At 60.0% G+C, this 20852-nt stretch carries 23 protein-coding genes; 11 read left to right on the top strand and 12 right to left on the bottom strand.

Annotation, left to right across the window (positions count from 1 at the left end; translation table 11 throughout):
• Positions 1 to 30 precede the first annotated feature (30 nt).
• Positions 31 to 939 carry a DMT family transporter gene (locus tag J5M66_RS16765; RefSeq protein WP_207808780.1) on the top strand — a complete coding sequence of 303 codons (909 nt, stop codon included), beginning with the start codon at positions 31 to 33 and terminating at the stop codon, positions 937 to 939.
• 113 nt (positions 940 to 1052) lie between these two features.
• Here J5M66_RS16765 and J5M66_RS16760 read toward each other — a convergent pair whose 3' ends face one another.
• Positions 1053 to 1916: a DMT family transporter gene (locus tag J5M66_RS16760; RefSeq protein WP_207808782.1), complete on the bottom strand. Its 864-nt coding sequence runs from the start codon at positions 1914 to 1916 to the stop codon at positions 1053 to 1055.
• Positions 1917 to 2361: 445 nt separating this feature from the next.
• On the opposite strand from J5M66_RS16760, the gene J5M66_RS16755 reads away from it, so the two are divergent.
• On the top strand, positions 2362 to 2898 hold the full coding sequence (locus J5M66_RS16755) for a hypothetical protein (protein WP_123442898.1): 537 nt from the start codon (positions 2362 to 2364) through the stop codon (positions 2896 to 2898).
• Between the two features lie 43 nt (positions 2899 to 2941).
• Entirely contained in the window at positions 2942 to 3118 is a 177-nt protein-coding gene (locus tag J5M66_RS16750; RefSeq protein ID WP_207808784.1) for a hypothetical protein, read from the top strand.
• A gap of 46 nt (positions 3119 to 3164) precedes the next feature.
• On the opposite strand, the gene J5M66_RS16745 is transcribed toward J5M66_RS16750, so the two are convergent.
• A complete protein-coding gene (locus J5M66_RS16745; RefSeq protein WP_041478836.1) occupies positions 3165 to 4103 on the bottom strand; it encodes an aspartyl/asparaginyl beta-hydroxylase domain-containing protein in 939 nt (312 codons plus the stop codon).
• 184 nt (positions 4104 to 4287) lie between these two features.
• Positions 4288 to 5262: a cysteine synthase A gene (cysK, locus tag J5M66_RS16740; protein WP_016771214.1), complete on the bottom strand. Its 975-nt coding sequence runs from the start codon at positions 5260 to 5262 to the stop codon at positions 4288 to 4290.
• Between the two features lie 141 nt (positions 5263 to 5403).
• On the opposite strand from cysK, the gene J5M66_RS16735 reads away from it, so the two are divergent.
• A complete protein-coding gene (locus tag J5M66_RS16735; protein WP_016771215.1) occupies positions 5404 to 6480 on the top strand; it encodes a DUF748 domain-containing protein in 1077 nt (358 codons plus the stop codon).
• Here J5M66_RS16735 and J5M66_RS16730 read toward each other — a convergent pair.
• Positions 6477 to 6974, bottom strand: coding sequence for a helix-turn-helix domain-containing protein (locus tag J5M66_RS16730; protein ID WP_207808786.1), 498 nt, complete (start codon positions 6972 to 6974; stop codon positions 6477 to 6479). The two genes, J5M66_RS16735 and J5M66_RS16730, sit on opposite strands and share 4 nt — an antisense overlap.
• 225 nt (positions 6975 to 7199) lie before the next feature.
• Between J5M66_RS16730 and J5M66_RS16725 the strand changes: the two genes are divergently transcribed.
• Both J5M66_RS16725 and J5M66_RS16720 read left to right on the top strand, forming a co-directional pair.
• A complete protein-coding gene (locus J5M66_RS16725) occupies positions 7200 to 8045 on the top strand; it encodes a MoxR family ATPase (RefSeq protein ID WP_007911294.1) in 846 nt (281 codons plus the stop codon).
• 12 nt (positions 8046 to 8057) lie between these two features.
• Complete coding sequence (locus J5M66_RS16720; protein ID WP_207808788.1) at positions 8058 to 9236, top strand: VWA domain-containing protein; 1179 nt, start codon at positions 8058 to 8060, stop codon at positions 9234 to 9236.
• 141 nt (positions 9237 to 9377) lie between these two features.
• Here the strand turns inward: J5M66_RS16720 and J5M66_RS16715 are convergent, their stop codons facing one another.
• From J5M66_RS16715 to J5M66_RS16700, 4 genes are all read right to left on the bottom strand, one after another.
• Positions 9378 to 10301: a biotin-dependent carboxyltransferase family protein gene (locus tag J5M66_RS16715; protein WP_207808790.1), complete on the bottom strand. Its 924-nt coding sequence runs from the start codon at positions 10299 to 10301 to the stop codon at positions 9378 to 9380.
• Positions 10298 to 11002, bottom strand: coding sequence for a 5-oxoprolinase subunit PxpB (gene pxpB, locus J5M66_RS16710; RefSeq protein WP_207808801.1), 705 nt, complete (start codon positions 11000 to 11002; stop codon positions 10298 to 10300). The genes J5M66_RS16715 and pxpB overlap by 4 nt, the downstream gene beginning before the upstream one ends.
• Complete coding sequence (locus tag J5M66_RS16705) at positions 10999 to 11751, bottom strand: 5-oxoprolinase subunit PxpA (protein ID WP_207808802.1); 753 nt, start codon at positions 11749 to 11751, stop codon at positions 10999 to 11001. The genes pxpB and J5M66_RS16705 overlap by 4 nt, the downstream gene beginning before the upstream one ends.
• 62 nt (positions 11752 to 11813) lie before the next feature.
• On the bottom strand, positions 11814 to 13100 hold the full coding sequence (locus J5M66_RS16700) for an MFS transporter (RefSeq protein ID WP_071174695.1): 1287 nt from the start codon (positions 13098 to 13100) through the stop codon (positions 11814 to 11816).
• 159 nt (positions 13101 to 13259) lie between these two features.
• On the opposite strand from J5M66_RS16700, the gene J5M66_RS16695 reads away from it, so the two are divergent.
• The gene (locus J5M66_RS16695; protein WP_207808807.1) at positions 13260 to 14174 is read left to right on the top strand and encodes a LysR family transcriptional regulator; all 915 of its coding nucleotides are present in this window, start codon (positions 13260 to 13262) and stop codon (positions 14172 to 14174) included.
• 233 nt (positions 14175 to 14407) lie between these two features.
• On the opposite strand, the gene J5M66_RS16690 is transcribed toward J5M66_RS16695, so the two are convergent.
• From J5M66_RS16690 to J5M66_RS16680, 3 genes are read right to left on the bottom strand one after another with little or no spacing between them, the layout of a single operon-like run.
• On the bottom strand, positions 14408 to 14950 hold the full coding sequence (locus J5M66_RS16690; RefSeq protein ID WP_024012023.1) for a DUF2937 family protein: 543 nt from the start codon (positions 14948 to 14950) through the stop codon (positions 14408 to 14410).
• A gap of 12 nt (positions 14951 to 14962) precedes the next feature.
• The gene (locus tag J5M66_RS16685) at positions 14963 to 15739 is read right to left on the bottom strand and encodes a class II glutamine amidotransferase (protein WP_024012022.1); all 777 of its coding nucleotides are present in this window, start codon (positions 15737 to 15739) and stop codon (positions 14963 to 14965) included.
• A 15-nt stretch (positions 15740 to 15754) separates the two neighbouring features.
• Entirely contained in the window at positions 15755 to 16252 is a 498-nt protein-coding gene (locus tag J5M66_RS16680; RefSeq protein ID WP_016771225.1) for a hypothetical protein, read from the bottom strand.
• 236 nt (positions 16253 to 16488) lie between these two features.
• Here J5M66_RS16680 and J5M66_RS16675 point away from each other — a divergent pair, with 236 nt between their 5' ends.
• The gene (locus tag J5M66_RS16675) at positions 16489 to 18543 is read left to right on the top strand and encodes a S9 family peptidase (RefSeq protein WP_207808809.1); all 2055 of its coding nucleotides are present in this window, start codon (positions 16489 to 16491) and stop codon (positions 18541 to 18543) included.
• Between the two features lie 236 nt (positions 18544 to 18779).
• Positions 18780 to 19253, top strand: a complete 474-nt coding sequence (locus J5M66_RS16670; RefSeq protein WP_016771227.1) for a cyclic nucleotide-binding domain-containing protein — start codon at positions 18780 to 18782, stop codon at positions 19251 to 19253.
• On the opposite strand, the gene J5M66_RS16665 is transcribed toward J5M66_RS16670, so the two are convergent.
• Positions 19250 to 19534, bottom strand: a complete 285-nt coding sequence (locus tag J5M66_RS16665) for a hypothetical protein (RefSeq protein WP_016771228.1) — start codon at positions 19532 to 19534, stop codon at positions 19250 to 19252. The two genes, J5M66_RS16670 and J5M66_RS16665, sit on opposite strands and share 4 nt — an antisense overlap.
• 80 nt (positions 19535 to 19614) lie before the next feature.
• Here J5M66_RS16665 and J5M66_RS16660 point away from each other — a divergent pair, with 80 nt between their 5' ends.
• Positions 19615 to 20301 carry an MnmC family methyltransferase gene (locus tag J5M66_RS16660; protein WP_016771229.1) on the top strand — a complete coding sequence of 229 codons (687 nt, stop codon included), beginning with the start codon at positions 19615 to 19617 and terminating at the stop codon, positions 20299 to 20301.
• Between the two features lie 49 nt (positions 20302 to 20350).
• A complete protein-coding gene (locus tag J5M66_RS16655) occupies positions 20351 to 20722 on the top strand; it encodes a YajD family HNH nuclease (protein ID WP_003222612.1) in 372 nt (123 codons plus the stop codon).
• The last annotated feature ends 130 nt before the right edge of the window (positions 20723 to 20852 follow it).

The following is a 20852-nucleotide window of genomic DNA, read 5'->3' as shown; positions in this document are numbered from 1 at the left end:
CTCTCGTCCCGATCAAGGAAGGAGCCCGCCGTGAGCCCTGTCGATATTTTCCGTATGTTGTCGCTGGCCGCTATCTGGGGCGCGAGTTTTCTGTTCATGCGCATCATTGCCCCGGTGATCGGCACGATCCCGACCGGTTTCTTTCGGGTGTCGATCGCGGCGGCCGGGCTGCTGGTGATACTCGGGCTGATGCGCATCAGCTGGGACTTCAAGGGCAAGCTGAAAACCGTGATGCTGCTGGGCGTGATCAACTCGGGGATTCCGGCGACGCTGTATTCGGTGGCGGCGCAAGTATTGCCGGCCGGCTATTCGGCGATCTTCAACGCCACCACGCCGCTGATGGGCGTGTTGATTGGCGGCCTGTTTTTCAGCGAAAAGCTCACGGCGGCCAAGCTCAGCGGCGTGTTCCTCGGTCTGTTCGGCGTCGGTGTGCTGACGCGCGCCGGTCCCGTAGCCTTCGATCTGCAACTGCTGATGGGCGCGGTCGCCTGCCTGCTGGCGACCACTTGCTACGGCTTTGCCGGATTCCTCGCACGGCGCTGGCTGGATCACGCCGGTGGGCTGGACAGCCGTTTGTCGGCATTGGGCAGCATGCTCGGGGCGACGTTGTTTTTGCTGCCGCTGTTCGCCTACAGCACCATTACCGCGCCGCCGGTCAGCTGGGGCGGCTGGCATGTCTGGCTGTCGCTGCTCGGCTTGGGCCTGGGCTGCACGGCGTTTGCCTACATCATCTATTTCCGCCTGCTCAGCTCGATCGGCCCGGTGAAGTCGATGACCGTGACCTTCATGATCCCGCCGTTCGGCGTGTTGTGGGGGGCGTTGTTGCTGGATGAGCCGTTGTCGATGGCGCACATTTATGGCGGGGTGCTGATTGCGGCGGCGTTGTGGCTGGTGTTGAAGCCGGCGGTGGCGAAGCCTGCAAACGCGTCAGTCCGTTAGATTTTCTGCCGCAGATATTCGCGAGCAGGCTCTCTCCCACAGAAAAATACATTCCAATGTGGGAGCGAGCCTGCTCGCGAAAGGCGGCGCAACAAGCGCCACCTGCCTATCGGCTATCCGGTTTTACGGAACACAAATACCAATCCAACAATGATCAGCAACATCCCCAGCACACCCAACGCCGCCAGCCGATTGCCGAAAATCAGGTAATCCATCACCGCCGTCACCGCCGGCACCAGATAGAACAGACTGGTGACATTCACCAGATTGCCCCGCGCGATCAGTCGATACAGCAACAGCGTCGCCAGCACTGAAACCACCAGGCCCATCCATAACACCGGGACAATGAAGCCTGCGCTGTGCTCGAAGTGAAACGGCTGGAACGGTACGAACACCGCGCACAGCAACAGCCCGGCCAGGTACTGCACTGGTAGCGTACCCAATGGATTTTCGGTGATGCGCTTTTGCATGATCGAGCCGAGCGTCATGCTCGCCAGCGCCAGCAAACCGAACAGCATGCCGGCCCAGGACATTCCGGCCAGACCGATCCCTTGATAAACCACCATGATCAGCCCGGCCAGACCCAGCGCCAGGCCGAACAGGCGGCTCGCCGAACGCTGCCGTTCCATCAAGACCACGGTGAGGATCGGCTGAACGCCCATGATCGTCGCCATTACCCCCGGCGTGACTTTGCAATCCAGCGCCAGCAGATAAAAGATCTGATAGGCCCCGAGCAACACCAGTCCCGTGGCGATCGCGAACAGCATCGGCTTGCCACCCTTGGGCAGCTTCAATCTCAGCAGCGGCGCCAGCAACACCAGCCCGCACAGGGCGATGGCGAAGCGAATCAGCAGAAAGGCAAAGGGCGAAGCATGGACGAGGCCCCATTTGGAGAAAATCGCCCCGCTGCTCCACAGCAGAACGAACAGGCTCGTGGACGTCGCCGCGAGCGCGGATTGTTTCGAAAGGACAAACATGAATACCACCTGTAGTCAGGCAAGAAGCCAACTCAGCCGAAGCTGAAATTCAGTAGGTTGTTCTGGCGGGCGCAGGGGTCAGCAGAAACTGCCGATCAACCCCGCACACCAACGCCCGGCGGCGAAACGACTGCGCACACCGGCGTGCTACTGACAGGTGGAGGGTAATGACTGATCTGCACAGGCTGCCGATTCCCGCACGGCACGACGCCAGCGTTGACCGCTGAATCGACTACCGCGTTGATGAGGGATGCAGGCATGAATGCTGATCTTTAGTGAGGAAATGAACGCGCGAGCCAGGCGGCTCGCGGGCTGACTATAACCAGCCCGGGACATAGATTGCAATGACTTGGGCGAAGGGCCGGTAGCGACAGTCTGGCGCCGGGTGGTTAGGGTTATTGGCGCGGCAACGGATTGTCAGGAGACATGGAATGCAAGAGATCATATGCCAAGGGAACGGACGTATTTGCGGTATCAGGTTTATCGGTCGGAGGCGAGGAAGCGGGCTGCAGTTACATTTGCGAAGCTGCAGAGCGAGTTGGAGGGGCGCGGAATTGTTGACCTTGATTTTTCCAGGGTTCGCTTCGAAGCTATTGATTCGTCCGCCATGAGCGCTTATGAGCAATGGCTCGATTCGCATTTCTGCTGGATCGAGATCGTCCGATGGAAAGCCAAAGAACCAATGAGCTTCGATTTGGCTATCTGGTTTGATCGTGAACTTTGTGGACTTTGTTTCGCCAATCCGAACCAAAGCCGATTACGAGTCAAAATTGTGCGTCTTGAGGGTCAGCCAAACGATCATCCACTCAAAAGCCGCATAGCGACCCTCGCCCTGACTGCGGTTACTCATTTCGCACTGATCATTGGCAGCCAACATATCGAAATTCAAGAGCCTCTTTCGGGAGCCATACCGCTATACCGTCAACTGGGTTTCGAGTTCGACTCTGAAGGCCGTCTTGTGAAGCGTATTGACAAAGTCTAGTATCTGAGCAACTGCTCATTTGCTGATCAACGTCGGAGATCCCATGAAAGCTGTCGTTGAAAATAAAGCAACAGACTTCAAATCCAGAAAGACGAAAAGAAAGCGGTCATCTGTTGAGTTATCTGAAACCGAGATGAATCGCATCAGGAATGCACTGGCCGATCCAGCCGTCGAAGAGCCAAGGGGCTTACTAGCCGGTTCGTCCGTTTCCTTCCGTTAACAAAAAACCGCTCCAAAAGAGCGGTTTTTTTATTTCTGACCCAACGTCAACCAAACAACCAATACCCCAGCAACGTCAGCACCAACACCGCCAGCACCGGGCGCATTACCCTGTAGGCCTTGGGGTGCCGGCGCTTCCACTGCTTGACCACGCCGCTGAAACGGTCGCTGAAGTTCTTGCTCCAGGCATAAGCCTGGTTGATGCCTCCTACGCGTTCGTCATCCAGATTCTGCGGCGCGGTGGCGCGGCCGAGCCAGCCACTGATGAAGCGATTGATGCGGGTCATCAGGCGGTTGCTCAGCGGGCGTTCGATGTCACAGAACAGAATCACTCGAGTCTGAGCGGTTTCATTCTTGACCCAGTGCACGTAGGTCTCGTCGAACATCACGTCATCGCCGTCGCGCCAGGCGTAAACCTGACCGTCGACGAAGATCCGGCAGTCGTCGGAGTTGGGTGTCGACAGGCCGAGGTGATAACGCAGGGAGCCGGCGAACGGGTCACGGTGCGGATTGAGGTGACTGCCGCCCGGCAGCAGCGCGAACATCGCGCCCTTGACGTTGGGTATGGCACTGACCAGTGCCACGGTTTTCGGGCAAAGAGCTTCGGCCGATGGCAGCGGTTTGTCGTACCACTTCAGATAGAAACGCTTCCAGCCCTTCTTGAAGAACGAACCGAAACCGGCATCGTTGTTTTTCTCGGCGGCGCGAATGTAGCCTTCGTCGAACAGGTGCATAGCTTCGTCGCGAATGGTTTCCCAGTTGTCCCGCAGTACATCCAGCTCCGGAAACTTGCTGCGATCCAGATACGGTCTGGATGGCACTGCGGAAAACAGGTACATCAACGCGTTGTACGGAGCAAACAGTGCGGAGTGGTTGACGAACTGGCGCAATACCGGCAAACGCGCCTTGCCGCGCAAATGCACATAGAGCGTGCTGCCCAGAAACAGCAACAGCACAAACGCCTTGGCGGCAAACGAAACGGTCATCAACGACTCCTTGAATAAAGACAACGCTGCGCAATGCCCTTTTCCCGGCATGGCAGCCGGCCATGATAAACACTACCGGCTCCGGGAAAAACCCGCCTGACACAAGATTCAGTGTTAAGCATTACGCAACAAAGCCTTTATTAACATGCAGCGCCTGAACCCTGGCTGACTTGAATCAACAGGCTTACTGCTGGTTCTCCTGCTCGGTGAACAGGTCACTGAACAGCATGCTCGACAGATAACGCTCGCCCGAATCCGGCAGCACCACGACGATGGTTTTGCCCTGCATCTCTGGTTTCTCCGCCAGACGCACCGCCACCGCCATGGCAGCACCGCAGGAAATCCCGCACAAAATCCCCTCTTCCTGCATCAGGCGCAAAGCCATGGCCTTGGATTCTTCATCGGTCACCTGCTCGACGCGATCGACCATCGACAGATCAAGGTTCTTCGGCACAAAACCGGCGCCAATGCCCTGAATCTTGTGCGGGCTCGGCTTGATTTCGGCACCGGCCAACGCCTGCGTAATCACCGGCGAAGAAGCGGGCTCGACGGCCACCGACAAAATCGGTTTACCGGCGGTGTTCTTGATATACCGCGAGACACCGGTAATGGTTCCGCCGGTGCCGACGCCAGCCACCAGCACATCCACGGCGCCGTCGGTGTCGTTCCAGATTTCCGGGCCGGTGGTCTTCTCATGAATCGCCGGGTTGGCCGGGTTATCGAACTGCGCCGGCATGAAGTATTTGTCGGCATCGCTGGCGACGATTTCCGCAGCTTTCTCGATGGCGCCCTTCATGCCCTTGGCCGGCTCGGTCAACACCAATTCCGCGCCCAAGGCTTTCAGAACCTTGCGGCGCTCGATGCTCATCGACGCCGGCATGGTCAGCATCAATTTATAGCCACGCGCAGCGGCAACGAAGGCCAGACCTATACCGGTATTACCGGAAGTCGGCTCGACAATGGTCATGCCCGGCTTGAGTCTGCCGCTGCTTTCGGCGTCCCAGATCATGTTGGCGCCGATTCGGCATTTGACCGAGTAACCGGGGTTGCGCCCCTCGATCTTGGCCAGGATGGTGACCCCGCGCGGCGCGATGCGGTTGATCTGGACCAGCGGCGTATTACCGATGGAATGGGCGTTGTCAGCGTAAATACGGCTCATGGCTGGGTCCTTATGCAGCGTTGAATTCAGCCTTCCAAGGTAAGCCCGTTGCCGATCACAGTCCAGTCGGGTCGAACGTCTGCAAACGCGCGGAGTCAATCGCTTTGAATCGTCAAGCCACACTCTTGAAGGAACAATGGCATGAAACGTCGTTACAGCTGGCCGCTCTGGACCCTGGCGGGTGTCGTAGTGCTGCTGGTCGCCCTGCATTTCGCCCTGCCCTATCTGGTACGCGACTACCTCAATGACAAACTTGCGGACATGGGCGATTACCGTGGCCAGATCACCGATGTCGACCTCGCGCTGTGGCGCGGCGCCTACAAAATCAACGGCCTGAAAATCGTCAAGGTCGATGGCAAGGTACCAGTGCCGTTCGTCGATGCGCCGTTGATCGACCTGTCGGTAAGCTGGCATTCGTTGTGGTACGACCATGCCGTGGTCGCGCAGGTGCAATTTCTCAACCCAGAAATCAACTTTGTCGACGGCGGCCCCAACAAACAGAACTCGCAGACCGGTCAGGGCACCGACTGGCGTGAGCAGTTGGGCAAGCTGCTGCCGATCACCCTTGATGAGGTGCAGATCAACGACGGCCGTATCACCTTCCGCAACTTCAATTCCAAGCCGCCGGTGAACATGAATGCCAGCAACGTCAACGCCAGCATCTACAACCTGACCAATGTGGTCGACAAGGAAGGCAAACGCGACGCCCGCTTTGAAGGCAAGGCTTTGCTGCTGGGCCACGCGCCGCTCGAAACCACCGCCACCTTCGATCCACTGAGCAACTTCGAAGACTTTGAATTCCGTCTGCGCGCTCGCGACATCGAGCTCAAACGCATGAACGACTTCGCCGCCGCCTACGGCAAGTTCGACTTCAACGCCGGTCACGGCGACGTGGTTATCGAAGCGAAGGCAGAGAAAGCCCGGCTCACCGGCTACATCAAACCTCTGCTGCGCGACGTCGACGTATTCAACTGGCAGCAGGACGTCGAGAACAAGAACAAAGGCCTGTTCCGCTCAATCTGGGAAGCGCTGGTCGGCGGCACCGAGACCGTGCTGAAAAACCAGAACAAAAACCAGTTCGCCACCCGCGTTGAACTCAGCGGCAATGTTCACCAGCAGAACGTCAACGCCTTTGAAGCGTTTCTGCAGATTTTGCGCAATGGCTTCATCCAGGCATTCAATGCGCGGTACGAACGGCCGAAGCCAGATGAGGATTAAGTTTTGCGGTTGACGACATATCGACCTGTGTCTTCGGCCGCTATCGATGAACGCTGTTGCAGTGAATCCCAGCCCAGACAGGCCAACGCCAAAGAACGTGGCACTGCTTCACGCCCATTGCTGTAACGGCTGATGCTGCGAGCGCTCACACCGAGCGCTTCGGCCGCATCATTGAGAGAAAGTCCGGTACGGGCGCGCCAATCGATAAAAATGCGCGTGTTCTCATCCTGGGCATTTTGCGCTAGCGCATCCATGTACAAGGTGTCTGCACCGATCTGTACGTCGGGTTCAACCCATTCAACGATCCAACCCTCGTCCCCGACTACGGCAGTCGCAAAGACTTCGCGATCAAGCAGTGGCCGCAGACCTGGATAAGTATGAATATCCATCCCCAAATCAACTGTCAGTTGCTGACCATTGATAAATGTCAGCGCCAGCCTGAAATCCGACAGGACGTGCGCAGATCGCAGACGCGGCCGTTTCATGGGTAACATCGATTTTCTGCCTTTTTACTAACCGAGCCAGAGAGGCTATCGCCAAATCGGCGATACCGGAATACTGGCCATCCGCCGAGACTGAGTCAACATGTGACGCTCCATTCAGAGACTGAATAAGCCGTCTGCGTTCACAGTCGACCGGCGTGCGCGTTATAGTCGGGCATCCGATTATTTCGCCCCGCCCTGCCCGTAAGGTCAGCGTTACCGTTCGAGGATTTGCAGATGAAGTTCGAAGGCACCCAGGCCTACGTCGCCACCGATGACCTGAAGCTGGCGGTCAACGCCGCCATCACCCTGGAACGGCCGCTGCTGGTCAAGGGTGAACCGGGCACCGGCAAGACCATGCTCGCCGAGCAACTGGCCGAGTCGTTCGGTGCCAAGCTGATCACCTGGCACATCAAATCCACCACCAAGGCCCATCAGGGTCTGTACGAGTACGACGCGGTCAGCCGTTTGCGCGACTCGCAGCTGGGCAATGAAAAAGTCCACGATGTGCGCAACTACTTGAAGAAAGGCAAGCTCTGGGAAGCTTTCGAGTCCGAGGAGCGGGTGATTCTGCTGATCGACGAAATCGACAAGGCCGACATCGAGTTCCCTAATGACTTGTTGCAAGAACTCGACAAGATGGAGTTCTACGTTTACGAAATCGACGAGACCATCAAGGCGAAGAAACGCCCGATCATCATCATTACTTCCAACAACGAGAAAGAGCTGCCGGACGCCTTCCTGCGCCGCTGCTTCTTCCACTACATCGCTTTCCCCGACCGCACTACCCTGCAGAAAATCGTCGACGTGCACTACCCGGACATCAAAAAGGATCTGGTCAGCGAAGCGCTCGATGTGTTCTTCGACGTGCGCAAGGTACCGGGCCTGAAGAAAAAGCCTTCGACGTCCGAGCTGGTCGACTGGCTGAAACTGCTGATGGCCGACAACATCGGCGAAGCGGTGCTGCGCGAGCGCGATCCGACCAAGGCCATCCCGCCACTGGCTGGCGCGCTGGTGAAGAACGAACAGGACGTGCAACTGCTTGAGCGCCTGGCGTTCATGAGCCGGCGCGGCACCCGCTAAGAGGCTGCTGCCATGTTGCTCAACCTGTTCAACGAAATGCGCGCAGCCAAAGTACCGGTGTCGGTGCGCGAGCTGCTCGACCTGATCAACGCGCTGAAACAGCGCGTGACCTTCGCCGACATGGACGAGTTCTATTACTTGTCGCGGGCGATTCTGGTGAAGGACGAGCGCCATTTCGACAAGTTCGACCGCGCGTTCGGTGCCTACTTCAATGGCCTGGAGAAACTCGACGACCACTTGCTGGCGCTGATTCCCGAAGACTGGCTGCGCAAGGAATTCGAGCGCTCGCTGAGCGACGAAGAACGCGCGCAGATCCAGTCCCTTGGCGGGCTGGACAAGCTCATCGAGGAATTCAAGAAGCGTCTGGAAGAACAGAAGGAACGCCATGCCGGCGGCAACAAATGGATCGGCACCGGCGGCACCAGCCCGTTCGGCTCCGGCGGTTTCAACCCTGAAGGCATCCGGGTTGGCGACGCCGGCAAGCGTCAGGGCAAAGCGGTCAAGGTCTGGGATCAGCGCGAGTACAAGAACCTCGACGATTCGGTGGAACTGGGCACACGCAATATCAAGGTCGCCTTGCGTCGTCTGCGCAAGTTCGCTCGCCAGGGTGCGGCGGAAGAACTCGACATCGACGGCACCATCGACCACACCGCCAAGGACGCCGGCCTGCTGAATATCCAGATGCGCCCGGAACGGCGCAACACGGTGAAACTGCTGCTGTTGTTCGACATCGGCGGCTCGATGGACGCGCACGTGAAGATCTGTGAGGAATTGTTCTCGGCCTGCAAGACCGAGTTCAAGCACCTGGAGTACTTCTACTTTCACAACTTCATTTATGAATCAGTGTGGAAGAACAACATGCGCCGCACTTCCGAACGCACTTCGACCCAGGATCTGCTGCACAAGTACGGCGCCGACTACAAAGTGATTTTCATCGGTGACGCCGCCATGGCGCCCTACGAAATCACCCAGGTTGGCGGCAGCGTCGAGCACTGGAACGAAGAGCCGGGTTACGTGTGGATGCAGCGCTTCATGGAGAAATACAAGAAGCTCATCTGGATCAACCCGTATCCGAAGGACACGTGGGGCTATACCTCGTCGACCAACATCGTCCGCGATCTGATCGAGGATCAGATGTATCCGCTGACGCTGCGCGGGCTTGAAGAAGGGATGCGGTTTCTTTCCAAATGACGACCTGACCGTTCCCATGCTCCGCGTGGGAATGCATCAAGTCACGCTCTGCGTCACAGGGACGCGGAGCGTCCCGGGCGGCATTCCCACGCGGAGCGTGGGAACGATCAACATCTGTGGGAGCGAGCGCTCGCGAAGCTTTTAGCGATCTTTGAAGCGCTGTAAATACTCGACATGCTCGCGGTGCGCGACGTCCTGCACCACCGGCCTTAACCTCACCTTCGCTCCCGGCAGGCACTGCGCCAATCGCGCCAGCGCCAGCGGTGTCAACGCGCCCAGGCGCGGATAGCCACCAATGGTCTGGCGATCGTTGAGCAACACAATCGGCTGCCCGTCCGGCGGCACCTGCACTGCCCCCAACGGAATCCCCTCGGAGATCATCGGCGCGCCTTGATATTGCAACGCCGCGCCGAGCAGGCGGATGCCCATGCGGTCGGCGCGACTGTCGATGGTCCAGGTGCTGTTGAACACATCAAACAGGCTCTGCCCGCTGAACTGGCCGATCTGTGCGCCGAGCACCAAGTCCAAAGGCGCGTGCATTTTGAAATCCGGCCGCAGCGCCGAAGGCATTTCGCGCACCGCTGGCGCTTCGCCGCTGTAACCGAGCGCCGCCCCTTTGGCGAGCGGAAGGCCCATGCCATCAAGTCCGCCCAATTCTTCTCGCAGTACCGTGGCACTGCTGCCCAGTACCTTGGGCGCAGTAAAACCACCGGGTGCGGCCAGATAAACCCTGGCGCCGAGCAAAGGCTGGGTGAAGCGCAATGTCTGCCCTTTCGCCAACCGGAAACTGCGCCACGGCGCCAGCGGCTGGCCGTCGATCTGCGCGCCGAGATCCGCTCCTGCCAGCGCCAGCAGGCAATCCTCCTCAGCCACCACAGCAAACCCGCCGAGGGTGATTTCAACCACCGCCGCATTCAGTTCATTACCCAACAGCCAATTGGCCCAGCTCATCGAGCACCAATCCGCCGCGCCGCCCTGGGTCACGCCCAGATGTCGCACGCCAAACCGCCCGGCATCCTGCAACAGGCACAGCGGTGTGCTGGCTTCGATCGTCAATCGACTCATGCCAACGCCTCCAGTGGTGTGTCATCGCCGCCCAAGCGTATGAATTCGGCGTGGTCGACCGCTTCGAAGCGCACCGTGTCGCCGGGTTGCATCAGACTGTAGCCGTCGCGATGGCGATCGAAGAGTTTCGCCGGGGTGCGCCCGATCAGGTTCCAGCCACCGGGCGAGACCACCGGATAAGCCGCGGTCTGCCGCTCGGCGATACCGACGCTGCCGGCGGCGACTTTCTTGCGCGGTGTGCTCAAGCGTGGCGCGGCGAGCATTTCTTCGACCAGGCCCATGAAGGCAAAACCCGGCGCAAAGCCAAGGGCGAACACCTGATACTCCCGCGCACTGTGGCGACGAATCACCTCCTCCACCGCCAGCCCGCTGCGTTCGGCCAACAGGCTCAGTTCCGGGCCGACGCTCAAGTCGTACCAGACCGGCAAGACGTGACACTGCCCAGCGCTTCGCGCATTCGGCGCCAGATCGACCAGCGCTGCGGCGATCAATTCGCGCGCCTGCGCCGGACTTAACAGCGTCAGATCGTAATGCACCATCAACGTCGTATAGGACGGCACCAGATCGATCAGTTGTGCACCAAACGCCGTGCGCAAGCGCTCGCTGGCGGCGAGCATCCACGGCATGTTGACTTCGGCGATTTCATCGAACAGACGCAGCATCAGGCAATCGAGCGCCACCACTTCAACCCGTGGATTCATGACGCACTCGACTGCTGCAAGGCCTGACGAATACGCCGCACGGCGGCCACGGAACTGGCGTTGTCGCCGTGGACGCACAAGGTGTTGGCGCGCAGGATCAAGGCGCTGCCATCGCTGGCGCTGAGTTCGCCGCCACGGGCGATGGTCAACGCTTGCTCGATGATTTTTTCGGCATCGTGATGCACGGCGTCCGGCAGTTGCCGTGAGACCAGCCGACCGCCACTGTCATAGGCACGGTCGGCGAACGCTTCAAACCATAGAGTTACGCCGTATTCATCGCCGATCTGCTGCGCGCCAGCGTTGTCCCGGGTCGCCATCAACATCAGCGGCAGGCTGCGGTCATACGCGGCCACGGCCTGCACCACCGCGCGCAACTGCGCCGGGTTGGCCATCATGTCGTTGTACATCGCGCCGTGGGGTTTGACGTAACTCACACGCCCGCCCTGCGCCTTGCAGATGCCGTCGAGGGCGCCGATCTGGTAATGCAGGATGTCCTGCAGCTCTTGCGCGGAATACGCCATGGAGCGTCGGCCGAATCCGACCAGATCCTGATAGGCCGGGTGCGCGCCAATCTGCACGCCGTGTTCGAGCGCCAGCGCCACGGTTTTGCGCATGGTGCTCGGGTCGCCGGCATGGAAACCACAGGCAACATTGGCGCAATCGATGAAGGGCATGACCTCGGCGTCCAGACCCATGGTCCAGCTGCCGAAGCTCTCGCCAATGTCGCAATTCAATAGCAGGCGGCTCACGGTGAACACTCCTGTAGCTGCTGGTCTTTTTATCTGTAGGAGACTTCTGCGCAGGGTATCAGTTACTGCGCGTCGAGTTGCTTGCCACGGGTTTCCGGCAGGCTCAGCGCCGCCAGAATCACCACGCCGTAAGAAACCGCCGCGAAGGCGCCGATGCCCATGCTCAGCGGCACTTTCTGGCTGAGCAGGCCGATCAGCAGCGGAAACAACGCCGCCAGTGCGCGGCCGATGTTGTAGCAGAAACCCTGACCCGAGCCGCGAATCCGCGTGGGGAACAATTCAGTCAGAAACGCGCCCATGCCGCTGAAAATCCCCGAAGCGAAGAAGCCCAGCGGAAAGCCCAGCCACAGCATCACGCCGTTGCTGACCGGCATCTGCGTGTAGAGCAGAACGATGGTGAACGAGCCGACCGCGAACAAAATGAAGTTCTTTTTCCGCCCGAGCAGGTCGGTCAGATACGCGCTGATCACATAGCCGACGTAGGAACCGACGATCACCATCGCCAGATAACCGCCGGTGCCGAGCACGCTCAAGCCACGTTCGTTCTTGAGGAAAGTCGGCAGCCAGGAGGTGATCGCGTAGTAACCGCCCAGCGCACCGGTGGTCAGCAAGGAAGCGCGAAACGTGGTGAAGAGCATGCCGGGGGCAAAGATCTCGTAGAACTTCGCCGGGTTCTCTGGTGTTTGTGCTGCTTTGGCTTCGCGATAGATTTCCGGATCTTTTACCAGGCGACGGACAAAAATCACGAATATCGCCGGCACGATGCCAAGGATGAACAGCGCGCGCCAGGCGTCTTCCGCTGGCAGCACCGAGAACAGCAACGCGTACAGAATCGCCGTCAGGCCCCAGCCCAGCGCCCAGCCGGATTGCACCATGCCCACCGCTTTGCCGCGATCTTTGGCGCGGATCACTTCACCGATCAACACTGCGCCAGCAGTCCATTCACCGCCGAAACCGAAGCCCATCAGGGTGCGCGCGATCAGCAATTGTTCGTAGTTTTGCGCGAAGCCGCAGAGGAAGGTGAAGAAGGCGAACCACAGCACCGTCAGTTGCAGGGTGCGCACGCGGCCGATGCGGTCGGAGAGAATCCCGGCGACCCAACCGCCGATGGCCGAGGCGATCAGGGTGCTGGTGTGAATCAGCCCCGCTTCGCCAGTGGTGATACCCCACATCGCGATCAGCGTCGGCACGACAAAGCTGAGCATCTGCGTGTCCATGCCGTCCAGACCGTAGCCGATCTTGCAGCTCCAGAACGTGCGGCGCTCCTGCTGGTTGATGTTGCGGTACCAGTCGAACGGCCCGGGGCGCGTCACAGGTTTGGATAACGGGAGGGTGTCGGGGGCACTCATGGCAAATCTCCGCAGGGCTTTTATTGGTCTTGTTCGAAGCTCCGACGACGCCTATCGTGGGAACCGGATGCGCCGATTTTTCGTCGCCCTGCCCTGCGCCGTCCAACGAATAAAAACCCGCCTTAGGCATAAGAAAAATTTGTCAGCCGAGCCTTGTCCATGAATCTGAAGTTTCTCGAGACCTTTGTCTGGGTCGCGCGCCTGAAGAGTTTTCGCCTGACCGCTGACAAGCTGTTCACCACCCAGGCATCGATTTCCAGCCGCATTGCGGTGCTCGAAGGCGAGCTGGGCGTGAAGCTGTTCCTGCGCGATTCACGCGGCGTCAGCCTGACCCCGGAAGGCTTGAAGGTGCTCGATTACGCTGAACAGATGCTCGACACCATGGCGGCGCTGAAACAATCGATCGAAACCCGTTCGAGCAAGGTCGGGCGGGTGCGTATCGGCGTGATGGACACAGTGATCCATACCTGGCTTAGCCCGCTGGTGGCGCAGATGACCGATCTGTACCCACGGGTGGAAATCGAATTGGTCGCGGATACCGCGCTGAACCTCTGCGATCAACTGCAAAAAGGCTTCCTTGATCTGGTCCTGCAAACCGATCTGGTCCGTCACGAAAGCGTGCGCAGCCTAGAGCTGGCCAGCCATCCGCTGGGCTGGATTGTCGCGAGCAATTCGATCTACAACCGTGACTACGCCGACCTCGCCGAACTGGCACAGGAGCGGATCATCACCTATTCGAAAAACTCACGACCGCATCAGGATATCGTCGCCCTGATGCAGGCCAACGGCGTCATGGCGCCACGTTTGAATTGCGTGAATTCGGTGTCAGCGATCACCCGGCTATTGCGCGATGGCTTCGGTATCGGCGCGCTGCCGCCGGTGCTGGTGGCCGAGGAGCTGGCGCGTGGCGAATTGATCTTGCTCGACATCGAGCAGCGGCCGGCGAATCTGCCGGTGGTGGTGTCGTGGCGGGTCGGGGTTGAGTGGGTCGAGGAGATTGTGACGTTGTGTCAGCAGGTCTTGGCGGGGTATACGCACAAGGTGGGCAAGGACTGCATCACCCTCACTGGATGATCAGTGGCGAGGGGATTTATCCCCGCTCGGCTGCGCAGCAGTCGTGATTGCGGCCAACGCGGTCTTTCAGAGGTACCGCATTTGCAGGTTTTGGGGCTGCTGCGCAGCCCAACGGGGATAAATCCCCTCGCCACAGAACCCACTCACCACAGAACTCATTCACCACAGAGCCCACTCGCCACAGAATCCCCCATGCCATAAGGCCTCTGTTGCCAGAGGGGATTGAGCAGGTTTTACAAACCGCGGACGTCGCGATCTTCGATCGGTCGGCTCTGGCGCAGGCGGCGGCCGCCGAGGACGACCCAGTCGATCAGGCGGAACAGGCATTCGACACCGAACGACAGCAGCAACGCGCCGCTCATGCCCCAGATCATCGCCTCTGGCGTCAACAGGATCTGGTAGCTGTAGCCGTTCCAGGTTTCCTTGCGAATATCCGGATCAGCAGCCAGGACCACTTGCAGGAAGCGCACATACCACGGGCCTTGCATCGCCTGGAATTGCTTGTCCAACGCGACCTGGCGGGTGAGCAAGGTGTTCAGGCTGTCGGCATCGCTGCGGAAAATCGGGTCTTCGCTGGCCCGGTAATGCGCGACCAGCGCCTGCATGTCGCCTTTGAAAAACTGATCCGCCGTGCCCTGGAAACCGCGCAGGCCGGTCTGCGCTTCGATCAGGTGCGCTTCGACACGCTGGGCGTAATCGTTGATAAACCCCGGGACCTGGACACCGATCAACAGGCCCGCCGCAAACAACACCAGCCGTAGATAACTGAGCAACATGGGTGCAAATCCTTATTCGGTCTTGCCCTGGCTGACGCATTCGCCGCGTCGCCACAGGCTCCATTGGCCCGGTTCGTAGCGGGTCCAGGTTTCGTTTTCGGTCAGAGGCTCGGTGGCAATCACCGTGACCACATCGTTGGGCGTGGTTTCGGCCTGGAAGTCGACAATCACATCGACATCCTTGAGCCGCGCCGGGCCGAACGGTGCGCGGCGGGTGATCTGAGCGAGTTTGGTCGAGCAGTAACAGAACAGCCAGTCACCGTCGCTGAGCAGGCAATTGAACACGCCTTTGCTGCGATATTCGGCGCACGCTGCGACCAGATCCGGCAGCAGCACTTCGATATCGACCGGCTCGGGGAAGGCTGCGCGTACCCGGTTGAGCAAATCGCAGAAGGCCGCTTCGCTGTCGGTATCGCCGACCGGGCGGTAGAAACTCTTGATCGGAGTGAAGTCGGCGAGTTGACCGTTGTGCGCGAAACACCAGTTGCGCCCCCACAGTTCGCGGACGAACGGGTGGGTGTTGGACAGGCAGACCTTGCCGACGTTGGCCTGGCGGATGTGGCCGATGACCACTTCGCTCTTGATCGGATAACGCTGCACCAGATTGGCTACTTCCGACTCGCTGCTCGCCGCCGGGTCCTGAAACAGACGCAAGCCGCGCCCCTCGTAGAAGGCAATGCCCCAGCCGTCGCGGTGCGGGCCGGTGCGGCCGCCGCGCTGCATCAGGCCGGTGAAGCTGAACACGATGTCAGTCGGCACGTTGGCACTCATGCCCAGTAATTCACACATGTGCGGACTCTCGGGTTACAGACGCGGCTCGACCCGCATGCGCTGCGGATTGTTCGGCACTGGCGGGCGACCGTAGCGGTCATCACCGGCGCCGCCGAACGGTTGATCATCGTCGCGCTCTTCGGCACGGGCCGCAGCCTTGGCGGCCTCGGCGCGTTCACGCCGCGCTGTCGAGGCGCGCTCGATCGGCAGGCGGATCAAGACGAAAACCAGATACACCCCGAAGGCGATCATGCCGTACATGAACAGATCGGAAACCGCGCGCCAGGCGTTGTTGCCGACCTTGAACAGCATGTCCAGGGCGGTGATGGCGATGGCCGGTGCAACTTTGGCTTTCACCGGATCGACGATGGTCGGGCTGAACAGCAACACCGCCATCAGCACACGCAGCGGCTCGCGCAGCCAGCGCCACATCCAGGTGGTCAGGCGCATCCATACCAGCAGGCAGCCCACGGCGGCAAAGGCGTAAAGGCCCCAGGCGATCAGATAGTCGTTCTCGGTCATGGTGTCCATGGCAAGGCAGGCAAATAGGCGCTTATAGTAACGACTTTTCGCCCATGCGGCTTGTCCCAATACCAGACGGCCAGCAGCCGCCCCTGTGGGAGCGAGCCTGCTCGCGAATACGGACTGTCAGTTGCAACAGCGTTGCCTGACACACCGCTTTCGCGAGCAGGCTCGCTCCCACAAGGGCTGCGGCGCTTTCAAGACCTGCGAACAACCCAATTCCGAATACTGTCCGAGACCCTTCCATGCCCCAATCCGCCAATGTCATGACTGCCCCGATTGCCCAGCGGGCGCCCGGCGCCGACCCGTATGCCTGGCTGCAGGAGCGCGACACCGAAGCGGTGCTCGACTACCTCAAGGCTGAAAACGCTTATCAGGAAGCGCAAACCGCCGATCAGGCCGAACTGCGCGAAAGCCTGTTCAATGAGATCAAGGGCCGGATTCTCGAGACTGATCTGTCCCTGCCCTCGCCTTGGGGCCCGTATCTGTATTACACGCGCACCACCGCCGGTGACGAATACGCCCGGCACTACCGCTGCCCGCGTCCTGCCGACGACAGCCTGACCCTCGACGAAAGCCGCGAACAATTGCTGCTCGATCCGAATGCGCTGGCCAACGGCGGTTTCTTCTCGCTCGGTGCTTTCAGCATCAGCCCCGATCACCAGCGCCTGGCCTACAGCGTCGATGCTTCGGGCGACGAGATCTACACGCTGTTCGTCAAAGAGCTGTCCAACGACAGGGTCAGCGAACTGGAATTCGAGGATTGCGACGGCAGCATGACCTGGGCCAACGACAGCCTGACCCTGTTTTTTGGTGTGCTCGACGACACCCATCGCCCGCATAAACTGTTCCGCTATCGCCTCGATGGCACTGCCGCTGAAGAGGTTTTTCACGAGCCTGATGGGCGGTTCTTCCTGCATTGCTACCGCGCCAGCTCCGAACAGCAATTGCTGCTGTCGCTGGGCAGCAAGACCACCAGTGAAGTCTGGGCGCTGGACGCCAATCAGCCGCATCTGCCGTTCAGCTGCCTGGCGCCACGGATCGAAGATCACGAATACGACGTCGACCACGGCCTGCTCGATGGCGTCTGGACCTGGTTTATCCGCACCAACCGCGACGGCATCAACTTCGCTCTGTATCAGGCCCCGGACACTGGCGTGCCGCCGAGCGAGGCCGACTGGCAGAACCTGATCCCGCACAACGAAGAAGTGATGCTCGACGGCGTCAGCCTCAACGCAGAGGCGATGACCTTGAGCTTGCGCGAAGGTGGCCTGCCGATCATAGAGGTTCACCCGCAGGGCTTGGCGTCTTATCGCGTGCAATTGCCCGATGCGGCCTACAGCCTGCATGTGCAAAACAGCCTGGAATTCGAGAGCGATCGCATTCGCTTGCGCTACGAAGCGTTGAATCGCCCGGCTCAGGTGCGTCAGTTGATCCTCGCGAGCGGCGAGCAAACGGTGCTCAAGGAAACCCCGGTACTCGGCCAATTTGATGCCGACGCCTATGTCAGCCAACGTCTATGGGCCACCGCCCCCGACGGCACGCAAGTGCCGATCAGTCTGGTGATGAAACGCGAGATGGTCGGTAAACCGGTGCCGCTGTATCTGTACGGTTACGGCGCCTACGGTTCCAGCCTCGACCCATGGTTTTCCCATGCACGCCTGAGCCTGCTCGATCGCGGCATGGCCTTCGCCATCGCTCACGTACGCGGTGGTGGTGAATTGGGCGAAGCCTGGTATCGCGCCGGCAAGCAGGAACACAAACACAACACCTTCAGCGACTTCATCGCTTGCGCCGAATTCCTGATTCTCAACGGCATCACCACGGCGGAGAAACTGGCGATCAGCGGCGGCAGCGCCGGTGGCCTGCTGATCGGCGCGGTGCTCAACCAGCGCCCGGACCTGTTCGGCGTGGCGATTGCCGAAGTGCCGTTCGTCGACGTACTCAACACCATGCTCGACCCCGAGCTGCCGCTGACCGTTACCGAATACGACGAATGGGGCAACCCGGAAGAACCGGACGTCTATGATCGGATCAAGGCTTACGCGCCGTACGAAAACGTCACCGCGCAGGCTTATCCGCCACTGCTGGTGATCGCCGGTTACAACGACAGCCGTGTGCAGTATTGGGAGGCGGCCAAGTGGGTGGCGAAATTGCGCGCGACCAAGACCGACGACAATGTGCTGCTGCTCAAGACTGAATTGGGTGCTGGGCATGGCGGCATGAGCGGGCGCTATCAGGGATTACGTGACGTAGCGCTCGAATATGCATTTGTGTTCAAGGTTTTCGGAATTGCCTGAGGAACTCTGTGGGTGGCTTGGGTCTTAACTGCAGACCCTTGTGGCGAGGGGATTTATCCCCGTTGGGCTGCGAAGCGGCCCAAAACCCTGCAAACTCAGTATTCCTGAAGCACCGAGTTGGCAGGATTTGCGACTGCTGCGCAGCCGAGCGGGGATAAATCCCCCCGCCACAAAAGCCCATTCCTACGGGATCCGTGTATAGCCTTGAAATGTGATAACAAAAAGACCGCATCGACATGTCTGAACCGACCTTTCTGAACAACGAAATCCGCGACTGGCTGATGGACTGTGGCCTGTTCGATCAATTGCAACTGGCCGACTTTGCGGCCGCTTCCGGTTACTTCAGCATCAGCACCGTGGCTGAGGGCGAGGCGATTTTTCGCGAGGGTGATGCCGGCAGTTTCATGTGCATCATCCACACCGGCCAGGTCGCCGTGCAGAAAACCGGCGCCGACGGCCAGGTGATCACCATGGCCACCCTGCGCAGCGGTCGCGCCTTCGGTGAAATGGCCGTGCTCGATGGCGAGCGCCGCTCGGCTACCTGCATCGCGGCGAGCAACTGTCAGTTGCTCAATCTGGGCAAGGATTCGCTGGAAAAAATGCTCAACGACGCACCGAAAATCGCCGCGAAGATCATCCGCGCCCTCGCCGTCTCGCTGTCCAAACGCCTGCGCATGGCCGACGGCCAACTCGCCGCGCAACAGGTTTAACCGCCGGGGGACTTGACCTTGTTGCCGTTCGGCTCGATGCCCGGCACCGGTTGATCCTTGCTCGGCGGGCTGGGCATTTCGATCGGCACCAGCGGCGGGCTGCCACTGCCGGCGCCCGACTTGGGCAGGGTGATCGGGGTGATCTGCGGATACGGCGTCGGCGTCGCGGTGCCGGGCGAGCCGGGCTGCGGCGTCGGGCTGACCGGAACGCTCTGCTGGGCCTGCACTGCAGTAATCGCGAGCGCGGCCAGGGTAATGACCGTTAGAATGGTGCGCTTCATCAAGGGCTCCGTTTGGCCTTTAGTCTGTGCTCAGGCTACTCCCAACGCGCCTGCTTGCCTTCCCCCTTGTAGAGATTTCCATGAAACGTTTCGTTCTGCTCGACACCACCCCGATCCCTGAAAACGGCGGTGCCCTGTGCCTGTTCGAGTATGGCGAGGATTTCGTCATCAAGATCCAGGGCGGCGACGGCGGACAGTTGATGAACACGCGCATGCACGGTTCTGAAGATGCGCTGGCCGAGATTCCCTGCCGCAAGGTCGCCGGCCGGCCGAATTCGCGGGTGTTGATCGGCGGCCTGGGCATGGGTTTCACCCTCGCCTCGGCACTCAAGCACCTGGGCAAGTCCGCCGAAGTGGTGGTCGCTGAGCTGGTGCCCGGGGTAGTCGAGTGGAATCGCGGCCCGCTCGGGGAGAAGTCCGGTCGGCCATTGCTCGATCCGCGAACGGTGATCCGCATGGAAGATGTGGCCAACGTGCTGCAAAGCGAGCCGAACGGTTTCGACGCGATCATGCTCGACGTCGACAACGGTCCTGAAGGTCTGACCCAGAAGGCCAACAGTTGGCTGTACTCCGCCGCTGGTCTGAATGCCTGCGCCAAGGCCCTGCGCCCCAAAGGCGTGCTCGCGGTGTGGTCGGCCAGCGCCGACCGGCAGTTTTCCGACAAATTGAAGAAGGCCGGTTTCAAAGCCGAAGAAGTCCAGGTCTTCGCCCACGGCAACAAGGGCACCCGCCACACGATCTGGATTGCCGAGAAGCTCAAGGGCTGAGCTAAACTCTGCGCATAACCGTCATCAGTCTTTCTGCAAAGGTGAACCCATGAGTTCGTCCACCCCCACCAACACGTCGAAGCTGGACCGCATCCTCGCCGACAACCAGCGCGACAAGGAAATGGGCTACCGCGACAAGGCCCTGAAAATGTACCCGCACGTTTGCGGCCGCTGCGCCCGTGAGTTTTCCGGCAAGCGCCTGAGCGAACTGACTGTGCATCACCGCGACCACAACCACGACAACAACCCGCAGGACGGCTCGAATTGGGAGCTGTTGTGCCTGTATTGCCACGACAACGAACACTCGCGTTACACCGATCAGCAGTATTTCGGCGACGGCTCGCTGAGCACACCAAAGATCGCCAAGGCCACGCATAATCCGTTTGCGGCCCTCGCTGGCTTGATGAAAAAAGAAGACTGAAGATCTTCATCGCCTGAGCTGGCCCTTTCGCGAGCAGGCTCGCTCCCACAGGGGATGTGGGAGCGAGCCTGCTCGCGAAAGCGGCCTGCCAGACACCACAAGTCTCGAATCTGCCCGCCCTCCCCCAATC

The organism is Pseudomonas sp. 67(2021), assembly GCF_017491835.1.
GTDB lineage: Bacteria > Pseudomonadota > Gammaproteobacteria > Pseudomonadales > Pseudomonadaceae > Aquipseudomonas > Aquipseudomonas atacamensis.
This window is presented reverse-complemented; position numbering and strand designations above follow the sequence as displayed.